Genomic DNA, 22,232 nt, shown 5'->3' with positions numbered 1-22,232 from the left:
ACTGCGGGACTCCGCTGCGCTGCGTTCCTCGCGCTCACCGGTGTCCCCTTCCGTTCGCGACTGCGGGACTCCGCTGCGCTGCGTTCCTCGCGCTCACCGGCGACCGCCCGACAGGCGGTTGGTCAGCAGGGTGTTGAGGCCGGTCACCAGCAGGATGATCAGGAAGAGCGCCCAGGACATCGCGGCGGCGTAGCCGAGGTTGAGGTCCTTCCAGCCGACCTTGTAGATGAGCTGGGCGATGGTCTGCCACTCGCCGTTCGGTCCGCCGGTGGCGGCCTGCGCGTTCAGGTCGAACAGCATCGGCTCGGTGAACAGTTGCAGCCCGCCGATGGTGGACAACACCACCGTGAAGACGATCACCGGTTGGATCATCGGTACGGTGATCCGCCACAGCTGCCGCCACGGGCCGGCCCCGTCGATCGCCGACGCCTCGTAGACGTCACGCGGGATGGACTGCATGGCGGCCAGGTAGAGCAGGGCGTTGTAGCCGATCCACTTCCAGTTGACCATGGTGGCGATGGCGATCCAGGCGTGCGGCTTGTCGGCCCGCCAGTCGATCGCCGCGTCCCCCGTGGCGCCGATGCCCACCTCGGCGAGCAGCCAGTTCGCCATCCCGAAACTGCGGGAGAAGAACGCGCTGAACACCATCGTCGAGGCGACGATCGGGGTGACGTACGGCAGCAGCACCCCGACCCGCCACCAGGTCTGCGCCCGCAGTTTGCGGTTGAGCAGCGACGCGACCACCAGCGCCAGCAGCAACTGGGGCACCGAGGAGAGCAGGAAGATGCCGAAGGTGTTGTAGAGCGCGTTCCAGAAGTCCTCGTCGCCGAGCAGCCGGGTGAAGTTCGCGACGCCGGCCCAGTAGGGCAGGGTCGGGTCGTCGAGCCGGTAGTTGCGCAGCGCGACGACCCCGTTGAACAGCAACGGGAACAGCCCGAACACCCCGAAGAGCAGGAAGAACGGCGCGATCATCAGGTACGGCAGGTAGCGCATGTCGAAGCGGTACAGCCGGTCGCGCCAGCCGGACGGGCGACCCGTCCCGGCGGCGGATGCCGACCCGGGGCGGTGACTCGACGGCGGCGCGGCTCGGGTGGTGGGCACGGGACACCTCCGGGGCCGGGACGGGACGGGGCTGCGGACGGTCAGGACCTGCCGGCCTTCTCGGCCTCCTTGACCGCCTCGGCCCAGGCGGCATCCGGCTTCAGGGTCTTGTTCTGCACGCGGTTGATGACGTTCTCCACGGCCACCCGGGTCGGGCCGTTCTTCCTGCCCAGGTACTGCGGGGTCAGCCCCTGCGCCATCCTGGGGAAGATCTGCCCGACCGGCGCGTCGTTGAAGAACGGGTTCTTGAACTCGGCGATCGCCGGGTCGGCGTAGAGCGCGGGTTGCGAGGGCAGGTTGCCGACCTTCTTGAAGATCTCGATCTGCTGCTCCGGCTGGACCAGCCACTCCAGCAGCTGGTACGCCTCGTCGACGTGCCTGCCCTGCTTGGGGATGGTGAGGAACGAGCCACCCCAGTTGCCGCCGCCACCGGGCACTGCGGCAATGTCCCACTTGCCCTGGGTGCCGGGCGCGGTGTCCTTGATGTGGCCGAGCATCCACGCCGGGCAGGCGAGGACGGCGAACGAGCCGGCGGTGAAGCCCTTGTCCCAGTCGGCCTGGAAGCTGGCCAGGTTGGCCGACAGTCCGGCCTGGACCGCCGTGATCGTGTAGTCGAAGGCGACCTTGGGACCCTGCTCCATCCGGAGCTGTTCCTGTTCGTCGTAGAAGCCGACGGGCTGCTGCCCCAGGATCGGGTTGAACAGGTTGGTGCCGGAGTCGAGGAACTTCTTCTTCGTCCGGCCGGTGTAGTCCTGGCCGACCTGGATGAACCTGTCCCAGGTGGGCCAGAGGGCGGAGACCTGGTCCCGCCCGGTGGGCAGCCCGGCGGCGGCGAACAGGTCGGTGCGGTAGCACATGGCCAGGCCGCCGACGTCGGTGCCGAGGCCGATCTGGGTCTTGCCGTCTGCCGACAACGACTGCTTCCACTTCCACGGCAGGTACTTGCTCTCGTAGGAGCCGGCGCCCTTGTCGAGCAGGTTGACGAACTTGTCGGACTGGCTACGGAACTGGACCATGAAGCCTTCGTCGATGGCGGCGATGTCGGCCGCGCCGGAACCGGCGACGAGCTTCTTCTGGAGATCCTCGTGCTGGGCGTTGTACTCGCCCGAGTTGAGTTGGATCTTGACGTTGGGGTGGTCGGCCTCGTAGCGGGTCTTGAGGTCCTGGAGACCGAAGTCGCCCCAGAAATTGATCTTCAGGGTGACCTGGCCGCCTCCGCCGCCCGAGTCGGTGGCGCTCCGGCCGCTGCACGCGGCGATCATCGTCAGGCTGACGACGCCGACCGCCGCCGCGCGCGCCCAGTGGGTCCAGGACCGTCTCATCTCATCCTCCGCGCACACATCGGGGACGCCCATGACATCGACAGGCGTTGACTGAACCGGATAAGTGAGGCCACCGTACGGGCCACCCCACACGGTGTCAACGGCCGGTCAACAGCGCCTCGAACCGGCAACCTGGGCGTGCCCATCGAACCGCGAGGGCAGGGCCGGAGTGCCTCTCCGCCCTGCTCGGCGCGCTGGTATACCGCCACCACGCACCTCCCGCCGCGTACGCTTAACCGGGCAAGCGAATCCCGCTCAGCGGTAATGGCGGAGCACCCCGGCCGGGAGCGTCGACCGGACCAGGCACCGGTAGCGTGGGCACCGCCGGTGATTCCGGCCCCCGTCGACGGCCCACCCAGGCCGTGAGAAGTGGAGGAGACACACCGGTGAAGCGGCCGACCATCGCCGACGTCGCCCGACGCGCCGGAGTGTCCAAGGGCGCGGTGTCGTACGCGCTCAACGGGCAACCGGGGGTCTCGGAGGCCACCCGGCAACGCATCCTGGCGATCGCCGCCGAGATCGGCTTCAGCCCCAGCAGCGCCGCCCGTGCACTCTCCGGCGCCACCGCCGACGCGGTCGGCCTGGCCCTGTGCCGACCGGCCCGGATACTCGGCATCGAACCGTTCTTCATGGAGCTGATCAGCGGTGTCGAGGCCGAACTCTCCGCCCGGTCGTACGCCCTGACCCTCCAGGTGGTCGCCGACCAGGAGGCGGAGATCGCGGTCTACCGACGCTGGTGGGCCGAGCGGCGCGTCGACGGCGTCCTCGTCTGCGACCTGCGGACCAACGACATCCGGGTGCCCGCCCTGGAGGAGTTGCAACTACCCGCCGTGGTGATCGGCGGGCCGGGGCACACCGGCACCCTGGCCCACGTCTGGGCCGACGACGCGGCGGCGCTGGCCGAGGCGGTGGAATACCTGGTCGCCCTCGGCCACCGACGGATCGCCCGGGTCGGTGGGCTGCCCTCGCTGCTGCACACCGAGATCCGCACCGACGCCTTCGCCGAGGTGTGCGGCCGGCTCGGCCTCACCGACGCGGCGACCGTGTGGTCCGACTACACCGGCGAGGAGGGCGCCCGCGCCACCCGGCGGCTACTCAGCTCCGCCCGACGCCCGACCGCGGTGATCTACGACAACGACGTGATGGCGATCGCCGGGCTCTCCGTGGCGCAGGAGATGGGCCTCGGCGTACCCGCCGATCTGTCCATCGTGGCCTGGGACGACTCGCCCCTGTGCCAACTGGTGCACCCGCCGCTGACCGCGCTCGGCCGGGACATTCCCGCCTACGGCGCGCACGCGGCCCGCCAACTGCTCGCCGTCATCGCCGGGGAGTCGGTGGGCGGGCTCCAGGACGAGACGGCGCACCTGACCCCGCGCGGCAGCACCGCACCGCCCCAGGTCAGGTGAACCGGTTAAGTCAACTCGTACCGGCGCAGGTCACCGGGAGGACGTGGGGAACTCCTCGAAGTACGCCTCGACCCGCTCGGCGGTGGCCGGACGGGCCAACGCGAAGCCCTGGCCGTACCGGCAGCCGGCCCGGGTCGCCCGGTCGACCTCCGGCTCCGACTCCAGGTCCGCCATCACCACGGTCACCCCCAACCGCTCCCCCAGGCCCACCACCACGTCGATCAGCGGGCGGGTCTCCGCATCCGGCCCGGCCGGCCGGGGCTGCACCTTGAGCAGGTCGATCGGCAGCCGACGCAGCTGCGCCAGGGAGGCGTGCTCCGCCCGGAAACTGTCCAACGCGACACGCACCCCCATCGACCGGAGCCCGGCCAACCGGGCCACCACCGTCGGCAGGTCCGCGCCCAGCCTCGACTCGGCGATCTCCAGCACCAGCCGTTCCGCCGGCAAGCCGTGCCCGGCCAGGACCGCCTCCACCCGGGGCACCAGATCCGGGGCCAACAGCTCGGCCAACGTCAGGTTGACCGCCAACCACAGCTCCCGCCCCCCGGTCGACCAGTCGGCGAGCTGCCGACAGGCCCGGTCCAGCACCCACCGCCCCAACTCACCGAGCAGACCCAGATCCTCGGCGACCGGCAGCAACTCGGCCGGCAGCACCGTGCCGAGCACCGGGCTGCGCCACCGCAGCAACGCCTCGATGCCGGCCGGCCGCCGATCAGCCAACGCCAACACCGGCTGGTAGACCAGGTCCAGCTCACCCCGGGCCGCCGCACCGGGCAGTTCCCGCTCCAGGTCCAGCCGACGGACCAGCTGTTCCTCCAGGCAGGCGTCGTACCACTCGATCCGGTTGCGCCCCAGCTGCACGGCCCGGCGACGGGCCAGGTCGGCCTGGCGCAGCACGTCCTGCGGTGCCGCCCCGGTCAGCTCGGTCAGGCCCACGCCGACCCGCAACCGGGCCATCCCGGTCGGTGCCAGGCACGGTTCGGTCAATGCGGCCAGCAGCCGTTCGCCCAACGCGTACGCCGGCACCGACCCGGCGTCGGTGACCACCGCGAACTCCTCCGCGGACAACCGGGCGACCAGGTCCCGGGGGCCGACCACGTCGCGCAGCCGGCGGGCGGTGGTGACCAGGAGGGCGTCGCTGCCCACCGGCGCCGGACCACCCTGCGTCGGGACGGGCACGTGCACGTCGACCAGCAGCAGGGCACCGGGTGGGCCACCCCGCGCGCCGAGCACACGCAGCAGCTCCTGCCGGTCGGCCAACCCGGTGAGCGGGTCGGTGGCCGCGACCCGCCGCAGCTCCCGCTCCAGTCGGCGACGGTCCCCGACGTCGCGGACGTGCAGCACCACCGCGGCCCCCTCCGGCACCGCACGCTGGTCGCTCACCGTCGACTCGATCTCCCGCCAGCCGCCGTCGCCGGTACGCATCCGGGCCACCAGCAGCGGCGGCGCACCGCCGTCGGACCGGGCGGCCAGTCGGGCCAGGACCCCCGGCGCGTCGTCGGGGTGCAGCAACCCGGCCAGCGGCAGCCCGCACACGTCGTCCTGGCGCAGCCCGAACCAGCGCTCACCGGCCGCCGAGAGCCACTGCACCCGCAGCCCGTCGTCGAGGACCACCACCAGGTCACGGCCCCCGGAGACCAACGTCCGGAAGTACGCCTCCCGGGCGGCCAGCCGCCCGGCCCACCGGCGGTTGTCGGTCACGGAGATCAACTCCCGGGCCACCAGCGACGGGATCACCGCCAGCCCCAGCAGGACAGCGGTCGGGGTGAACCCGCCGGCGAACGCCAGATGCCCGCCCGCCGCCACGGTGGCCACCACCGCCGGTGCCGTCACCCGGGGCCAGGCCGGCGGCGGACCCGCCGGGTCGGCCGGGTCGCCCGCCGCGACCCGGGCCATCCCCGCCGCGGTCAGCAACGCCCCACCGACCAGCAGCGGCACCACCGTCAGCAGCGACACCTCCGACGCCCGGTAGGCGAACAGCCCCACCAGGACGGCCAGCCCGAGCAGGACGGCCGCCACCCCGACCCGGCAGCGGGCCGCCCCCGGGCGACGACGGCGGTCGGCCAGCGCGCTCACCAGCAGCCCGGCCAGTCCGACCGCGCCGACCACGGTGACCACCCGGACCACCGGTGGCACCGGGCCGGGCGGGACCAGCACCCAGCCGGCGAAGAGCAGGGCGGTGCCGGACCCGAGCACGTCCACCCCACGGCGCAGCCGGGCCCGGGAGCTCAACCGGACATGGCCGGGCAGCAGGAGCAGCCCGATCGCACCGGCCAGGGTGACCGCGCCGAACCCGGTCGCCACGACCCCGGCCCGCCAGGACGTCGGCACCAGTGGCAACACCGCCACGGTCAGCCCGGCCACCGTCACCGCGACGTTGAGCGGGGCGGCGGCCCGGCGGGACCGCCGGGAGGTGGCGGCCGACCGGAACAGCCGGACGGTGGCCAGGGCACAACCGACCGCGCCGGCCATGGTGGTCGCCGCCAGTGGCCGGAGGAGACCGGCCAGGCTGGCACCGGCCAGGAGCGCGACCAGCACCGACAGCGTGGTCGGCGCGGACGGGAAGCGACGGAGGAGGTGAGCGACGGTCACGGCGGTCGCCTTCGTGAGGGGGAAACACGGGGCGGTATGACGGGGGTTAGCGGTTCAACGATTCGCCACCACACGGGTTATGCCCGCCGACCGTGATCCGCGTCACCAGCCGCGGTCGTCCCCGGCTGGTCGACCGCCCGGCCGGAACCATCCCGGTCAGGGGTGGGATCATCGGGGGGTGAGTCGCGCCGACACCATCCGTTTCCGGCACAACCAGGCCATCCTGGTCGCGGCCGTCATCGCCACCATCGGCGCGCTGCCCCTGGCCGCCGCCCGGTGGTACCTGCTGCCGGTGCTGCTGGTCCCGTTGACCGTCGCGATCTGGGCCTGGCGTTCCGGCACCGACGCCGACCCGCGTGAGCTGCGCCTGCGGGCGCTGGCCGGGAGGCGACGCATCCCCTGGGAGCAGGTCGTCGAGCTGGCCGCCGACCCGCGCGGCCGGGCCGTCGTCCGGCTCGCCGACGGGCAGCACCTGCCCCTGCCGGCGGTCCGGGGCGTCGACCTGCCCCGCCTGATCTCGATCACCGGCCAGTCCCTGCCCGAGGCCCACTGACCCCGGGGTCCACGCCGGGCCGGCCGGCCCGGCCGGTCCCGACCGGGCCGCGACCACCACCGGCCCGCGACCACCACCGGTCCGCCGCGACCACCACCGGTCCGCGACCACCACCGGTCCGTCGCGACCGACGGCGTCAGTAGCCGTCGACCACCGTGTTGACCAGCGGTTCCCCGGCGACGAACCGCCGCAACTGCTCCCCCACCAGCCGGTACGCACGGGGCAGCAGCCCCCGTACCGAGCCGGCGACGTGCGGGGTGAGCAGCACGTTCGGCAACTCCCAGAGCGGATGGTCAGCGGGCAGCGGCTCCGGGTCGGTCACGTCCAACGCCGCCCGCAACCGGCCGGAGGTCAGCTCCGCGACCAGCGCCGACGTGTCCGCCACCGGGCCCCTGGCGGCGTTGACCAGCAGCGCCCCGTCCGGCATGGCGGCCAGGAAACCCGCGTCGACCAGCCCCCGGGTGGCCTCGGTCAACGGCACCAGCAGCACCACCACGTCGGCCTCGGGCAGCAGCCGGGGCAGTTCGGTCACCGGGTGCACCCCCTCCGCCGGCCGTGCGGTCCGGGCGACCAGGGTGAAGGTGACGTCGAACGGGGCCAGCCGGGCCCGGACCGCCGCACCGATCGAACCGGCCCCCACGATCAGCACCCGCTTGCCGGTCAGCTCGTCGGTCGGCGCGACCCGGTCGTACGCCCACTCCCGCCGCGACTGGGCGCGGGCCAGCTCCGGGAAGCCCCGCAGCTGGGCCAGGATCGCCGTGACCACCCACTCGGCGGTACCGGCGTCGTGCACCCCCCGGGCGTCGCACAGGGTCACCCCGGGGGGCACCCGGCCGGACCAGGCGTCCGCCCCGGCGGAGAGCAGCTGCACCACCGCCAGCTCCGGCAGCCGGCCCAGCATCGCCGTGGTGTCCACCCCGGCCAGGAACGGCGGCACCCAGAACCGGACGCCGGTCGGGTCGCCGGGCGGATTCTCCGGATCGGTCCACGGCTGTACGGTGACACCGGCCGGCACCGCCCCGAGCAGCTCGACACCGACAGGATGCGGAATCCATACCTTCACGCGTGCCGACGATAGCCCTCCGTCGGCAGGCTGTTCCGAGGGGCCGGCCCACCGACGCCGCACCGGGCGATGTCGCCCACCTCCCCGGGCGCGCGACGGTCGGGGCGGGTATAACCGGGGGTCGGACGTCGATCGGCGTCCCCCATCCAGGCAGACAGGTGGTCGATGACCGAGCGCAGCGAACGGCCAGCCGTCGGGATCGCCGCGCTGGCCGACCCGGCCCGACTGCGGTCACTGACCGACACCGGGCTGGACGCCGCGCCGGACGAGGCGTTCGACCGGTTCGCCCGGCTGGTCAGCGACCTGCTCGACGTGCCGGTGGCGCTGGTCTCCCTGGTCACCGAGACCCGGCAGTTCTTTCCCGGCGCGGTCGGGCTGCCCGACCCGTGGGCCGCCCGCCGGCAGACCCCGTTGAGCCACTCGTTCTGCCAACACGTGATCGACACCGAGATCCCACTGGTGCTGCCGGACGCCCGGCTCTACCCCCGGGTCCGGGACAACCTGGCCGTGCCGGAACTGGGTGTCGTCGCGTACGCCGGGATGCCGTTGACCGACCTGGACGGCAGGGTGCTCGGCTCGCTGTGCGCGATCGACAGCAAACCCCGGGCGTGGACGAAGGCGCAGCTGCGGACGCTTGCCGACCTGGCGGCGGCCTGCTCCTCGGAGCTGCGGCTGCGGATCGCCCTGGACGCCGCCCAGCAGGCCCGCCGGCTGGTCGAACACGCGCACGACCGGCTCAACCTGCTCGCCTCGCTGAGCGAAACCCTGGCCGGCACGCTCGACGTCGAGACGGCCGTGGCGCGGCTGGCCGACGCGGTGGTGCCGCTGCTGGCCGACTGGGCCATGGTGACCCTGGTCGACCAGGCTGGCACCCCCCGGTGGGTGAACACCGTGCACCGCGATCCGGCCCGCGCCGCCGAGGCCGCCCGGTTCGGCGAGCTGGCGCTGCGCCGGCTCGGCCCGGCCTCGATCACCCGGACGGTGCTGCGGACCGGCCAGCCGGTGCTGCGCCACGTCGCCGACCTGGACGACGTCCGGCAGGCCAGCGACGAGCCGGAGCTGGTGACCCTCGCCGAGCGGCTGGGCTTCGCCTCACACCTGACCGTGCCGGTGCCGGCCCCCGGCCGGGGTACGGCGATGGGCGCGGTCACCCTGGTCGCCGGGCCCGACCGGCGGGCCTTCGACGACGACGACCTCGGCACCGCGCTGGAGATCGGCCGGCGTGCGGGGCAGGCGGTCGGCAACGGCTGGATCTACGGCGAGCAACGGCACGTCGCCGAGGTGCTGCAGCACAGCATGCTCCCGCAGTTGCCGCAGAGCCCGTGGGTCGAGCTGGTGGCCCGCTACCAGCCGGCCGCCGACCGGGTGGAGGTGGGCGGCGACTGGTACGACGCCTTCGTGCAGCCCGACGGCGATCTGGTCGCGGCGATCGGGGACGTCGCCGGCCACGACATCGAGGCCGCCGCGACCATGGGTCAGCTGCGCAACCTCGTCCGGGGCAACGCGTACGGGCGCACCGATCCGGTCGACGAGCTGATGCGGCGGTTGGACGCCACCATCTCCGGGCTGCGCATCCCGACCGCCGCCACGGCGGTGCTGGCCCGACTGCGGCCGGTCCCCGACGGGGTGGCGGTCACCTGGTGCAACGCCGGCCATCCCGCGCCGCTGCTGGTCACCGCCGACGGCACGGTACGGCTGCTCGACGGTCGGCGGGAACCGCTGCTGGGGTTGACCCGGCCGGTCCCCCGCACCGGGGCACGGGTGCTCCTCGCCCCCGGGGACACCCTGCTGCTCTACACCGACGGGCTGGTGGAGCGGCGGGACCAGCCGATCGACGAGGGCATGGCGCAGTTGTGCGAACGGGTCACCGCCGCCGGGGTCCGACCCGCCGCCGACCTGTGCGACCTGCTGCTCGGTTCGGAGGAGCGGCGTGAGGACGACGTGGCGTTGCTGGCCGTACGGGCCCGCTGAGGCGGTCGCCGACCGGTGGGCCGTTCCCGGTGGCCCGGCGGGCCCCGATTCGCGGGCTAGGCTGGGCCGGGTGAGCGCCCGTCTCCCGTACCCCCGCACCGCCCGGGTCCGCGCGGCCCTGGCGACGTCCGGTGTCGCGCTGCTGCTGACCGGGTGCAGTCTAGGCCCGCCGGATCCCGATCCGGCCGGTGAACCACCCAACCTGCCGACCCCGTCGGCGTCGGCGAACACCCCCGAGCAGCAGGTGGTGGCCACGGTGCTGGCCAAGGGGTTGCGGGTGCCGTGGGGGATGGCGTTCCTGCCCGACGGGGCGGCGCTGGTCACCGAACGGGACAGCGGCCGGATCCTCAAGGTCGGGCCGGAGTCGGGGCCGCAGGGGTTGACCGTCACCCCGGCGCAGACCGTGCCAGGGGTGGCCGCGTCCGGCGAGGCGGGGCTGCTCGGCATCGCCGTCTCCCCGGCGTACGCGCAGGACCGGTCGGTGTTCGTCTACTACACCACCGAGCAGGACAACCGGGTAGCCCGGTTGACGCTGGGTGGCGCACCCACGCCGATCCTGACCGGCATCCCGAAGGCCGGCAACCACAACGGCGGTGGGCTCGCCTTCGGCCCGGACGGGCAGCTCTACGTCAGCACCGGCGACGCCGGTGACCGGGCCGCCGCGCAGGACCGGGACACCCTGGCCGGCAAGATCCTGCGGATCACCCCGGACGGCAAGCCGGCCCCGGGCAACCCGTTCCCCGGCTCGCCGGTCTGGTCGCTGGGGCACCGCAACGTGCAGGGACTGGCCTGGGACGCGGGCAAGCGGATGTACGCCACCGAGTTCGGACAGAACACCTGGGACGAGATCAACCGGATCGACAAGGGCGCCAACTACGGCTGGCCGACGGTGGAGGGTCAGGCGGGTGACGGCAGGTTCGTCGACCCGATCGTGCAGTGGGGCACCGACGAGGCGTCCTGCTCGGGGCTGGCCGCGACGGGCCGGCTGTTGGCCGCCGCCTGCCTGCGCGGCGAGCGGCTCTGGCTGGTGGAGTTGACCGACACGGGCACCGTGCTGGGCGCACCCCGGGAACTGCTCACCGGGAAGTACGGTCGGCTGCGGGCGGTCGCCGCCGCCCCGGACGGTTCGCTCTGGGTCTCCACCTCCAACCACGACGGGCGGGGCCAGCCGGTGCCGGAGGACGACCGGCTGCTGCGGTTGGTCTTCGCCGACGGTGGTGCCGGCCGGAGCTGACGACACGCCGACGGTCGGACAGCAGGGCAGGTACCGGGCGGATCGGCTGCCCGTCCGCCAGGTTTGCCAAGATCTTTCAGTGGGCAGGTCAGAATCTCAGCATGGACGGTCAGGAGAACGAGCAGCGCGGGCCCGGGGACGACGACACCCCCGCCCGGCGTGAGCGGCGCTGGTCGCCCCGGTGGCCCACCGGCCGGTCAAGGGGGACGCGCCGGGCCGGCGTGGTGCTGGCGGTGCTGCTGGTCGCGCTGACCGGAACGGTCATCGGGGTGTTCGCCGGTGGTCGGGTCAGCACCGACATCGGCCCGTTCCGCGCCGACCTGACCCTCGCGCCGGCCGTGCGGGGCGGCACCACCGTCGACATCCCCCCGCTGGGGGCGCTACAGCTCGACAGCCACCAGGGTCCGACCCACCTGACGGTGGGCCTGGGGGCGCTGGACCAGCGTAAGACCGAGGCGTTGATCGACGACCCGGCCAGCATCAGCCGGGCCAGCCAGTCGGCGGTGACGGACGTCCGTAACGGGGTGCTGCGGCTCGGTCTGCGTACCCTCGGCGCGGCGGTGCTGGTCACCCTGATCCTGGCGGCTCTGGTCTTCCGGGACACCCGGCGGACCGCCTGGGCCGGTGGGGTGGCCCTGGTGGTCACCGTCGGCAGCCTCGGGCTCGCGGCGGGCACCCTGCGCCCGCAGGCCATCGAGGAGCCACGGTACGAGGGGCTGCTGGTCAACGCCCCGGCGATCGTCGGTGACGCCCGGCGGATCGCCAACGACTACAGCCGTTACGCCGAGCAGTTGCAACGGTTGGTCGGCAACGTCAGCCAGCTCTACACCACGGTCTCGGCCCTGCCGGTGTACGAGCCGGCACCGGGCACCACCCGGGTGCTGCACGTCTCCGACATGCACCTCAACCCGACCGGCTGGCAGTTGATCCGCACCGTGGTCGAGCAGTTCGGCATCGACGTGGTGATCGATACCGGTGACCTGACCGACTGGGGCAGCGAACCCGAGGCGTCGTACGTCGGGTCGATCGGCCTGCTCAAGAAGCCGTACGTCTACATCCGGGGCAACCACGACTCACCCAGGACGGCGGCGGCGGTGGCCCGGCAACCCAACGCGGTGGTGTTGAACAACTCGACCACCACCGTCGCCGGGCTGACCATCGCCGGCATCGGGGACCCCCGGTTCACCCCGGACAAGGAGACCTCGCCGGCCGGCAGCGGCCTCACCGCCCAGGTCGCCGACCAGGTCATCGGGGCCGGCGAGACGCTCGCCGGCACGATCCGCAGCTCGCCGCGACCGGTGAACATCGCCCTGGTGCACGATCCGGCGTCGGCCGGGCCGCTCTCCGGCACCTGCCCCCTGGTGCTGGCCGGGCACACCCACGCCCGCCAGATGTCGAAGTTGCCGCAGGTGAACGGCCAGCAGCCGACCCAGCTGATGGTGGAGGGCTCCACCGGCGGTGCCGGCCTACGCGGGCTGGAGGGCGAGAAGCCGACCCCGCTGTCGATGTCGGTGCTCTACTTCGACCAGCAGAAGCTGCTCCAGGCCTACGACGACATCACGGTCGGCGGCACCGGGCAGGCCCAGGTGAACCTGGAACGTCACGTGATCCGCGATCCGGCGAAGGGCGCCGACGTCCCGGTCACCCCGACCCCGACCCGGGGCGCGTCGGAGTCGGCGTCCCCCTCCGGGAGCGCCCCGACCCCCACCTCGCCGGCCCCCACCCCGACCAGCTGACCCCCGACAGGCAGACCGCCGACACACCGTGGTCAGGCAGGCGGCTGGGGCAGGCGGCTGGGGCAGGAGCCGGCAGCCGGGGCACGGGCCGGCGGCCGGGGCAGGCGGCGGCGCACAGCCGACGTCCGCCAGGCGACCGGCGCCCAGCCGACGTCAGCGGGTGGACCGCCGCCACGCCACCGCCGCTGCCGGCGCATTGCCGATGGCTGCACGCCCACCGCCAGGGCCTCTGATGCGCGAACGCCCCACCCACCACCTCCACCAATGTCACCAAGCGTCACCTCCAGGCCGCACCCACCTATGCACACCCGCATCCTTTGCTCTGCTGCCCTCACCGCGACAGTTACCTTCCGTCAGGAAGCTGCCAATCGTCCCCAGTCGCAGTGTTCTGCATTCTCCCTGCTCAAAGCCGTGTCGCCTCTATGGCAGCAGAGCAAAGGATGCAGACCCACATCACGAGGACCGCCAGGAAGAACACTCAGAGTGACCTCGTGCGGCACCAACCACAACAATTACAGAAGGTAATCAGACAGGTGGCCTGCCGCGCTGAGGGGTGGGTTTCCCGAACCGGAGATGGCCCGGGCCACGCGAGGCACCATCGCGGCACCCGCTGACCCGTCAGCGTAGGGACAGGGCGGCCAGGGCGGCGTTGACGATGCTGCCGGGGAGCAGGTCGTGCAGCTCGTACAGCTCGCGGACGCTGCCGGACTGGCCGAACTCGTCCACCCCGAGCGGCACCGCCGGCACACCCAGCGCCGAGCCGAGCCAGGCCATCGCGTGCGAGGCCGCGTCGTGCACGGTCACCAGGGGGGTACGGTCCCCGAAGGCGGCCCGCAACGCGCCCGGCACGCTCGGCACGGTCGCCGTACGCACGCCCTGGCGCAGGGTGCGCTGCCACGCCCGGTAGAGGCGGTCCAGGCTCGTCACGTCGACCACGTGCGCGGCGATGCCCTCGTCGGCCAGTTCGGCGGCGGCGGCCAGCACCTCCGGCAGCACCGCCCCCGAGGCGGCCAGGGTCACCACCGGCGCGTCGGCCAGCTGCGGGTACGCCTGGTGCGCGTCCACCAGCCGGTACGCCCCGGCGACCACCTGCCGGCGCAGCACCGCGTCGCCGAGGCGGACCCGGGCCGCCTCGAACGGTGTCTGGTCCAGCGGGCGGGTGCTCAACCGGAAGTAGTACGCCCCGTCCTCGGCCGGCGCGGCGGTAGCGGCCGGCGCAGCGCCCTGCGCGATCTGCCCGAACGCGTCACAGAGCAACCAGTCGAGGCTGGTCGCGTACGCCGGTTCGCAGAAGGTGACCCCGGGCAGTTCCAGGCCGACGGAGGCGGTGATGGTCGACTGGTGGGCGCCACCCTCCGGGGCCAGCGTGACGCCCGACGGGGTGCCGGCCACCACGAACCGGGAACCCGAGTAGGTGCCGTAGAGGAACGCGTCCAGCCCGCGCAGCACGAACGGGTCGTAGACGGTGCCGACCGGCAGCAGCGGCTGCCCGGACAGGTCCCAGGACAGGCCGAGCTGACCCAGCAGCAGGAACAGGTTCATCTCGGAGATGCCCAGTTCGATGTGCTGCCCGGCGGGGCTCTCCGTCCAGCGCAGCATCCGGTCCTGCGACCAGGACCGCCGCTCCGTCGGGGCAAACACCCCGGTCCGGTTGATGAACCCGGCCAGGTTGGTGGAGGTCGCCACGTCCGGCGCGGTGGTGACCAGGTAGGGCGCGACCTGGGGGTCCCGGGCCAGCTCCACCAGCACCCGCCCGAACGCCTCCTGGGTGGAGATCGGCTTCTGCGTGCGTACCCCGGTGGACTCCGGGACGGTGACCCCCAGCGAGCGGTGGCGGGGCGCGCGGGCCAGCGCCTCACGGCGCGCGCCGGCCCGGATGCCGGCCGGACTCGCCGGGTCGAGCCGGTCCCACTCGGTCGCGGTGGTCAGGCCATGCGCCGCCCGCAACACGTCGACCTGCCCGGTGGACAGCAACGCCGAATGGTTGCGCGGATTACCGGCGAGCGGCAACCCCCACCCCTTGACGGTGTACGCGAAGACGACGCTGGGCCGGTCGGTGACCGCGTCGCACTGGGCGTACGCGTCGAGCATCGCCGCCAGGTCGTGCCCGCCCAGGTCGGTGACGAGCGGGGCCAGCTCCTCGTCGGTCAGATCGGCGATGAACCCGGCGATACCGTCGGGCGCCCCGTCCAGGAACTGCTGCCGCAGCGCCGGCCCGGCCAACCCGAACAGCGACTGGTACTGCTCGTTGGGCATCCGGTCGATCCAGTCGCGCAGCGCCGCCCCACCCGGCCGGGCGTACGCCTGCGCCAGCCGACGGCCGTACTTGACCTCGACGACGTGCCAACCGGCGGCCTCGAACTGCCCCCGCCACTGGTCGATCCGGATGCCGGGCACCACCCGGTCCAGCGACTGCCGGTTGAAGTCGACAAGCCACATCACGTTGCCGAGGCCGGTGGTGGCCGGGTCGGCGACCGCCTCCCAGATGTTGCCCTCGTCCAGCTCGGCGTCGCCGATCAACGCGACGAACCGGGAGTGCGGGCGGGCCCCGAAGTGGGCGTCGACGTAGCGGCGGGTCACCGCGGCGAACAGTGGGGCCGCCGCGCCCAACCCGACCGAACCGGTGGAGAAGTCCACCTCGTCCGGGTCCTTCGTCCGCGACGGGTACGACTGCAACCCGCCCCGCGCCCGCAGCTGCGTCAGGTACGACCGGTCCAGGTTGCCGAGCAGGTATTGAATCGCGTGGAACACCGGGGAGGCGTGCGGCTTGACCGCCACCCGGTCCTCGGCGTCCAGGTGGGCGAACCACAGCGCGGTCATCGCGGTGACCAGGGAGGCGCTCGACGCCTGGTGCCCACCGACCTTCACCCCGTCGCCGGTGTCCCGGTCGTGGTTGGCCGCGTCCACGATCCGGGTGGCGAGCCACAGCACCCGCCGCTGGATCTCGTCGAGGACGTCGAGGTCGTGCTCGTTCACGGCAACTCCATCCGGGCGTCGCCGTTGACGCCCTCGGTGGGGGGTCGCGCGGGTCGCGCGCGTACCCCGGGGGAAGGGGTGAGGGCCACCGTCGGGTCACGACGGCGGCCCTCGCCGGTCGCGGGCGGGAAGCCTCGGCTCCGGCCCGCTCGGGTCAGCCCTGGACGCCGAGGCGCTCCAGGATCAGGTCACGGAGGGTCTTGGCGTCGGCCTGGCCACGGGTGGCCTTCATCACCGCGCCGACCAGCGCACCGGCGGCGGCGACCTTGCCGCTGCGGATCTTGTCGGCGATGGCCGGGTTGGCGGCGATCGCCTCGTCCACGGCGGCGGTGAGCGCGCCGGTGTCGGAGACCACCTCCAGACCCCGGTTGGTCATGATCTCGGTGGGCGAACCCTCGCCGTCGACCACGCCCTCCAGCACCGTCCGGGCCAGCTTGTCGTTGAGCTTGCCCGCGTCGACCAGGCCCTGCAGCTCGGCGACCTGCGCCGGGGTGGCCCCGATGTCGGCCAGCTCCACACCCGTCTCGTTGGCCCGGCGGGACAGCTCACCCAGCCACCACTTGCGGGCCGCCGCCGGGGTGGTGCCGGCCGCCACGGTCGCCTCGATCAGCTCGACCGCACCGGCGTTGAGCACCGACTGCATGTCGAGGTCGGACAGGCCCCACTGCTCCTGGAGCCGGCGACGGTGCAGCCGGGGCAGCTCCGGCAGGGCCGCCTTCAGCTCGGCCACCCAGGCGGTGTCCGGGGCGAGCGGCACCAGATCCGGCTCCGGGAAGTAGCGGTAGTCGGTGGCGGTCTCCTTGGACCGGCCCGGCGTGGTGTCCCCGGTGTCCTCGTGGAAGTGCCGGGTCTCCTGGGTGATCCGGCCGCCCGCGTCCAGCACCGACGCCTGCCGCAGGATCTCCGAGCGGACCGCCCGCTCCACCGACCGCAACGAGTTGACGTTCTTGGTCTCGGTGCGGGTGCCCCACTCCTCGCCCGGCAGGTTGAGGGAGGTGTTGACGTCGCAGCGCAGCGACCCCTCCTCCATCCGCACGTCGGAGACGCCCAGCGAACGCAGCACGTCGCGCAGCTCCGTCACGTACGCCTTGGCGACCTCGGGGGCGAGCGCACCGGTGCCGGGGACCGGCTTGGTGACGATCTCCACCAGCGGGATGCCGGCCCGGTTGTAGTCGACGAGCGACTCGGTCGCCCCGTGGATGCGGCCGGTGGCCCCACCGACGTGCAGCGTCTTGCCGGTGTCCTCCTCCAGGTGCACCCGCTCGATGCCGATCCGCACCAGCTCGCCGTTCACCTCGACGTCCAGGTAGCCGTCGGAGCACAGCGGCTCGTCGTACTGGCTGATCTGGAAGTCCTTCGGCATGTCCGGGTAGAAGTAGTTCTTCCGGGCGAACCGGCACCATTGCGCGATGGAGCAGTTCAGCGCCAGGCCGATCCGGATGGTCGCCTCGATGGCCGCCTTGTTGGCCACCGGCAACGAACCGGGCAGGCCCAGGCACACCGGGCAGACCCGGGTGTTGGGCTCCCCACCGAAGTCGGTCGGGCAACCGCAGAACATCTTGGTGTTCGTGCCCAGCTCGACGTGGGTCTCCAGGCCGATCACCGGCTCGTAACGCGCAACGACCTCGTCGTACGCGGGCAGTGTCGTCGTCATCTGAACTCCAGCCTCACAGTGCCGGTGGGGTGAACGTGCCGACCACGGACTCCAGCGCGGCGGCGACCCGGTACATCCGGTCGTCGGCCATCGTCGGGGCCATCACCTGCAGACCGACGGGCAGCCCCTCGGACAGGCCGCACGGCACCGAGATGCCCGGCCCGCCGTACAGGTTCGTCGGGATGGTGAACAGGTCCGCCAGGTACATCTGGTACGGGTCGGCGGTACGCGCCCCGATCGGAAACGCCACGAACGGCGTGGTGGGCGAGATCAGCGCGTCGACCTGCTCGAACGCCGAGGTGAAGTCCCGGGTGATCAGGGTACGGACCTTCTGCGCCTGCCCGTAGTAGGCGTCGTAGTAGCCCGACGACAGCGCGTACGTGCCGACCATGATCCGCCGCTTGACCTCGGCGCCGAACCCGGCCTCCCGGGTCAGCGACATGACCTCCTCCAGCGACCGGTTGCCGTCGTCACCGACCCGCAACCCGAACCGGACCCCGTCGAACCGGGCCAGGTTGGAGGAGCACTCGCTCGGCGCGATCAGGTAGTACGCCGGCAGCGCGTACCGGAAGTGCGGGCAGGACACCTCGACGATCTCGGCGCCCAGCTTGGCCAGGGTGTCCACCGACTCGCGGAACGCGGCCATCACGCCCGGCTCCGCGCCCTCACCGGTGAACTCCTTGACGATGCCGAGCTTCACCCCGGTCAGGTCGCCCGTCGCACCGAGCTTCGCGGCGGCGACCACGTCCGGCACCGGCTGCGGGATGGAGGTGGAGTCGCGCGGGTCGTGCCCGCCGATGACCTGGTGCAGCAGGGCCGCGTCGAGCACCGTACGGGCACACGGGCCCGGGGTGTCCAGCGAGGAGGAGAACGCGACGAGGCCGTACCGGGAGGTGCCGCCGTAGGTGGGCTTCGCGCCGACGGTGCCGGTGACCGCGCCGGGCTGGCGGATCGAGCCACCCGTGTCGGAGCCGATGGCCAGCGGGGCCTCGTACGCGGCCAGCGCGGCGGCGCTGCCCCGCCGGAGCCGCCCGGGATCCGGTCGGTGTCCCACGGGTTGTGCGTCGGGCCGTACGCCGAGTATTCGGTGGAGGAACCCATCGCGAACTCGTCCATGTTGGTCTTGCCGAGCATCACCGTGCCGGCCGCGCGCAGCCGCTGCACGATCGTCGCGTCGTACGGCGGACGCCAGCCTTCCAGGATCTTGGAGCCGACGGTGGTCGGTACGCCCTTCGTGGTGAGCACGTCCTTCACCGCCACCGGCACCCCGGCCAGCGGTCCGAGCTGCTCACCGGCGGCCCGCCGCTCGTCGACCGCGCGGGCGGCGGCCAGCGCCCCCTCGGTGTCGACGTGCAGGAACGCGTGCACCCGGTCGTCGACGGCGGCGATCCGGTCCAGGTGGGCCCGGGTCACCTCGACCGCGGAGGTCTCCCCCGAGGCCACCAGGCCGGCCAGGTCGGTCGCGGTCATTCTGGTCAGGTCGGTCATGCCGTCGCCTCGCTCCGCTCACCGGCGCCCCGGACACCCGGCGCACTGTGCTCGATGGTTCGCTCGCCCCGCCCGCTCACCGGATCACACCCGGTGTCACGTTCACACCCGCTCACGACGCCACGTCCTCGTCCAGGATGCGCGGGACGCGGAACCGCTGCTCGGCGACGTCGGGGGCACCCGACAGCGCCTCCTGCGGGGTCAACCCGGGCACCACCACGTCGTCGCGGAGCACGTTGGTCAGCGGCACCGAGTGGGAGGTCGGCGGGATGTCCGCCGCCGTGACCTCGCCGACCTGCGCGACCGACTGGAGGATCACGTCCAGTTGGCCGGCGAAGGTGTCCAGCTCCTCCTCGGTGACGGCGAGCCGCGACAGTCGCGCGAGGTGCGCGACCTCCTCGCGGGAGATGGCGGCCATCGGTGCCCCCTTCGTGGCTGTGCTGCTGCGTCTCGGTGTGCCGGCCGCGCCGTCGACGGGATTGACGCGCGGTGACCGGAGCGAGTCTATTGTCCTGCGCTCACCCCGACACCTCCGACTCCCCCTGCGTCCGGGCCGCCGGCCGGTCCGGGGGCCGCCCGCCCACCCCCGTGGATGTGCCGGCGACCGTCAGCGGGCGTGCCGGCGGGGGATCTCGGCGTCCGGGCTGGGGACGGGGCTCAGCGGGCGGTAGCGGGCCAGCCAGGCGGTCAACTCGTCGGCGGGCATCGGGCGGGCGTAGAACCAGCCCTGCGCGGCGTCGCAACCGGCCGCGTGCAGCAGCCGCCAGGTCCGTTCGTCCTCGACCCCCTCGGCGACCACCCGCAGGCCGAGCGCACCGGCCAGCTCGATCGTCGACTTGACGATCGCCGCGTCGTCGGCGTCCTCGGCCATCCCCAGCACGAACGACCGGTCCACCTTCACCTCGGACAGCGGCAGCCGGCGCAGGTGCTGCAACGACGAGTAGCCGGTGCCGAAGTCGTCCAGCGAGATGGCGACCCCCAGCTGGTGCAGCCGGGTGATGGTGGCCAGCACCCGTCGGGGGTCGGCCATCAGCGCCCCCTCGGTGATCTCCAGCTGCAGCCGTTCCGGGCGTACCCCGGCACCGGCGAGCCGGTCGGCGATCCGGTCGACGATCTCCCCGGTGTGCAGGTCCCGCACGCTGACGTTGACCGCCGCCCGCAGGGTGATCCCGGCCGCCGACCACGTCGCGAGCTGCGCCACCACGTCGTCGATCACCCGGTAGGTGAGCAGGCGCATCACGGCGCTCTGCTCGGCGACCCGGATCAGCTCCTCCGGGTCGACCATCCCCCGGCGCGGGTGCCGCCAACGCAGCAACGCCTCCACCCCGACCACCTCGCCGGTGGCGATGGCGACCTGCGGTTGGTAGTACATGGTGATCTCGCCGACCTCCGCCGGGCCGGCCGGGGGCGCGACGTCCTGCGCCGCCGGGGTCGGCACGGCCGGCCGGTGCTCCGGGACCCCACCGTGACGGCGGACCGGGTCGGCACCGGTGAGGATCCGGTTCAACAACTCGTCGGGGTGCACCGGTGTGGGCCGCTGCCGTCGGCGCGGCAGCCACCACCGGCCCGGTCCGCCGACGCGGGGGGCCGGGCCACCGGCGGGTCCGTCGACGGGGGCCAGCCGGGACGGCAGTGTCGCGCCGTCACCGCCGCGCACGGCCCGCCCGCCCGTCGGCCCCGCCTCCAGTACGCGCCGCAGGTCGGCCAGGAGCGCCAACCGCTCGGCGGAGTTGTGGTCGGACTCGGCCGCGTACATGGCGACGGTGTCGTTGCGGTGCTTCGCGTCGTACATGGCGACGTCGGCGTGGCGCATCAGGGTGGCGTAGTCCTCGCCGTGGTCGGGGAAGAGCGCGATGCCGATCGAACCGCCGACGTCCAGTGGCAGCCCGTCCAGCGACACCGGTTCGGCCAACGCGGCGACCACCCGGTCCGCCAACTCCCGGGCCTCGGCCACCCCGTCGAGCCCACCGGCCACGATCGCGAACTCGTCCCCGCCCAGCCGGGCCAGCAGGTCGCGCTCCCCGATCACCTCGGCGAGCCGGGCACCCACCTCGACCAGCAGCCGGTCACCGACCGCGTGGCCGAGCGCGTCGTTGACGTTCTTGAACCGGTCCAGGTCGATGAGCAGGAGCGCCACCTGTGCGCCGCGGTCCCCCCGGGCGACCCGCTCGGCATGCCGGTGCACCTGCTCGGCCACCTCGGCGAGCAGCGCCTTGCGGTTGGGCAGGCCGGTGAGCGGGTCGAGGGCGGCGAGCTGGACCTGTTCGTCGGAGAGGTGCGCCATCCGGTAGACCGCGAACAGGGGCACCAGCACCAGCGGGATCAGCGCGGCGTTGGCCCGCGCTGCGGTGACCAGGACCGGGGCGAGCAGCAGCAGCGAACCGGTGGAGAGCAGTTCGAAGGGCAGCCCCTGCCGGGCGGCCGGCCACCACCGGCCACCGAAGCGCAGCCGCAACGCGGTGCTGACCAGCCCGTAGTTGACGACGAACCAGGTGACGGTCGCACCCCCGGCGGTGAGGACGTCGGTCCAGCCCACCCGGTCGTCGTCGAACAGCCCGCCCGGTCCGAGCCGGAGCACCAGGTGGGCGGCGGTGAGCGCGCAGGCGTACTGGGCGGCGTTGAAGGTGGTCCGCCAGGGGGCGTGGCCCAGCCGTACGCCGGAGACGGCGACCGCGACGGCCTGCACCAGCACCGCCGGCCCGAGCCCCCAGCCGAGCAGGATGGCGAAGGTGAAACAGGTGGACGGGAAGACCGCTGAGGTCTGCCGGCGTCCCGAGGGGATGAAGGGTCGGGCGTCGCAGCCGACCGCGAGCACCGCCATCGTCCAGAACGCCACCGGGAGCTGGTCCAGCCGGCCGACGAGGTCGATCAGCGGCCCGACGCAGGCCAGCACGGCCAGGCCGATCACCCCGACGACGAGGCCCAGGAACGGCCCCTCCTGCCCGCCCGGGAACGAGTTGCGGGGGTCGGCGGTCTCCATCGCACCTCCCGGGCACGCCCCATCAGGGTGTACGCCGGTCGCACACCTGCCACCATGAAACGCCCTGGGTGCCGGTGGACCCGTACGACAGCCACGAATCGGTCGTAGTCGTGACTAAGTTGGTATACGACCCCAAGATTCACCTATGGGCGGAGC

At 73.0% G+C, this 22,232-nt stretch carries 13 protein-coding genes and 1 pseudogene; 5 read left to right on the top strand and 9 right to left on the bottom strand.

Features of this window, described 5'->3' with window-relative positions; all coding sequences use genetic code 11:
• Positions 1–93: 93 nt before the first annotated feature.
• Together J7462_RS26690 and J7462_RS26685 are read right to left on the bottom strand one after the other, a co-directional pair.
• Positions 94–1,101, bottom strand: coding sequence for a carbohydrate ABC transporter permease (locus tag J7462_RS26690; RefSeq protein ID WP_374197550.1), 1,008 nt, complete (start codon positions 1,099–1,101; stop codon positions 94–96).
• Positions 1,102–1,142: 41 nt separating this feature from the next.
• Entirely contained in the window at positions 1,143–2,423 is a 1,281-nt protein-coding gene (locus J7462_RS26685) for an ABC transporter substrate-binding protein (protein WP_219468048.1), read from the bottom strand.
• Positions 2,424–2,809: 386 nt separating this feature from the next.
• Between J7462_RS26685 and J7462_RS26680 the strand changes: the two genes are divergently transcribed.
• Complete coding sequence (locus J7462_RS26680) at positions 2,810–3,829, top strand: LacI family DNA-binding transcriptional regulator (protein ID WP_219468045.1); 1,020 nt, start codon at positions 2,810–2,812, stop codon at positions 3,827–3,829.
• A 30-nt stretch (positions 3,830–3,859) separates the two neighbouring features.
• On the opposite strand, the gene J7462_RS26675 is transcribed toward J7462_RS26680, so the two are convergent.
• On the bottom strand, positions 3,860–6,421 hold the full coding sequence (locus tag J7462_RS26675; RefSeq protein ID WP_308291042.1) for an EAL domain-containing protein: 2,562 nt from the start codon (positions 6,419–6,421) through the stop codon (positions 3,860–3,862).
• 178 nt (positions 6,422–6,599) lie between these two features.
• On the opposite strand from J7462_RS26675, the gene J7462_RS26670 reads away from it, so the two are divergent.
• Positions 6,600–6,974, top strand: coding sequence for a PH domain-containing protein (locus tag J7462_RS26670; RefSeq protein WP_219468043.1), 375 nt, complete (start codon positions 6,600–6,602; stop codon positions 6,972–6,974).
• A 136-nt stretch (positions 6,975–7,110) separates the two neighbouring features.
• Here the strand turns inward: J7462_RS26670 and J7462_RS26665 are convergent, their stop codons facing one another.
• A complete protein-coding gene (locus J7462_RS26665; RefSeq protein ID WP_219468040.1) occupies positions 7,111–8,037 on the bottom strand; it encodes a 2-hydroxyacid dehydrogenase in 927 nt (308 codons plus the stop codon).
• Positions 8,038–8,202: 165 nt separating this feature from the next.
• Here J7462_RS26665 and J7462_RS26660 point away from each other — a divergent pair, with 165 nt between their 5' ends.
• The 3 genes from J7462_RS26660 to J7462_RS26650 all read left to right on the top strand — a co-directional run bounded on the left by J7462_RS26660 (position 8,203) and on the right by J7462_RS26650 (position 12,978).
• Positions 8,203–10,008, top strand: coding sequence for a GAF domain-containing SpoIIE family protein phosphatase (locus J7462_RS26660; protein WP_219468038.1), 1,806 nt, complete (start codon positions 8,203–8,205; stop codon positions 10,006–10,008).
• Between the two features lie 70 nt (positions 10,009–10,078).
• Positions 10,079–11,242: a sorbosone dehydrogenase family protein gene (locus J7462_RS26655; protein WP_219468035.1), complete on the top strand. Its 1,164-nt coding sequence runs from the start codon at positions 10,079–10,081 to the stop codon at positions 11,240–11,242.
• A 101-nt stretch (positions 11,243–11,343) separates the two neighbouring features.
• On the top strand, positions 11,344–12,978 hold the full coding sequence (locus tag J7462_RS26650; RefSeq protein ID WP_219468032.1) for a metallophosphoesterase: 1,635 nt from the start codon (positions 11,344–11,346) through the stop codon (positions 12,976–12,978).
• Between the two features lie 618 nt (positions 12,979–13,596).
• Here the strand turns inward: J7462_RS26650 and J7462_RS26645 are convergent.
• The 5 genes and pseudogenes from J7462_RS26645 to J7462_RS26625 form a co-directional block, all read right to left on the bottom strand.
• Positions 13,597–15,954, bottom strand: a complete 2,358-nt coding sequence (locus tag J7462_RS26645) for a transketolase C-terminal domain-containing protein (RefSeq protein ID WP_219468029.1) — start codon at positions 15,952–15,954, stop codon at positions 13,597–13,599.
• A 154-nt stretch (positions 15,955–16,108) separates the two neighbouring features.
• Entirely contained in the window at positions 16,109–17,608 is a 1,500-nt protein-coding gene (gene gatB, locus J7462_RS26640) for an Asp-tRNA(Asn)/Glu-tRNA(Gln) amidotransferase subunit GatB (RefSeq protein ID WP_219468026.1), read from the bottom strand.
• 13 nt (positions 17,609–17,621) lie between these two features.
• A pseudogene (gene gatA, locus J7462_RS26635) lies at positions 17,622–19,096 on the bottom strand (Asp-tRNA(Asn)/Glu-tRNA(Gln) amidotransferase subunit GatA).
• 112 nt (positions 19,097–19,208) lie between these two features.
• The gene (gatC, locus tag J7462_RS26630) at positions 19,209–19,514 is read right to left on the bottom strand and encodes an Asp-tRNA(Asn)/Glu-tRNA(Gln) amidotransferase subunit GatC (protein WP_088641698.1); all 306 of its coding nucleotides are present in this window, start codon (positions 19,512–19,514) and stop codon (positions 19,209–19,211) included.
• A 189-nt stretch (positions 19,515–19,703) separates the two neighbouring features.
• The gene (locus J7462_RS26625; RefSeq protein ID WP_219468024.1) at positions 19,704–22,076 is read right to left on the bottom strand and encodes a bifunctional diguanylate cyclase/phosphodiesterase; all 2,373 of its coding nucleotides are present in this window, start codon (positions 22,074–22,076) and stop codon (positions 19,704–19,706) included.
• Positions 22,077–22,232: the final 156 nt, after the last annotated feature.

The sequence above is a fragment of the Micromonospora sp. RL09-050-HVF-A genome (assembly GCF_019374995.1).
Classification (GTDB): domain Bacteria; phylum Actinomycetota; class Actinomycetes; order Mycobacteriales; family Micromonosporaceae; genus Micromonospora; species Micromonospora antibiotica.
Note: the sequence above shows the minus strand (reverse complement) of the source record. Positions and strands in the feature narration are given on the sequence as shown.

Excerpts from the sequence above, each read along its gene's own strand:
- J7462_RS26650 (WP_219468032.1), top strand. The coding sequence starts at position 11,344 with ATGGACGGTCAGGAGAACGAGCAGCGCGGGCCCGGGGACGACGACACC.
- gatB (WP_219468026.1), bottom strand. The coding sequence starts at position 17,608 with ATGACGACGACACTGCCCGCGTACGACGAGGTCGTTGCGCGTTACGAG.
- J7462_RS26660 (WP_219468038.1), top strand. The coding sequence starts at position 8,203 with ATGACCGAGCGCAGCGAACGGCCAGCCGTCGGGATCGCCGCGCTGGCC.
- gatC (WP_088641698.1), bottom strand. The coding sequence starts at position 19,514 with ATGGCCGCCATCTCCCGCGAGGAGGTCGCGCACCTCGCGCGACTGTCG.
- J7462_RS26625 (WP_219468024.1), bottom strand. The coding sequence starts at position 22,076 with ATGGAGACCGCCGACCCCCGCAACTCGTTCCCGGGCGGGCAGGAGGGG.
- J7462_RS26685 (WP_219468048.1), bottom strand. The coding sequence starts at position 2,423 with ATGAGACGGTCCTGGACCCACTGGGCGCGCGCGGCGGCGGTCGGCGTC.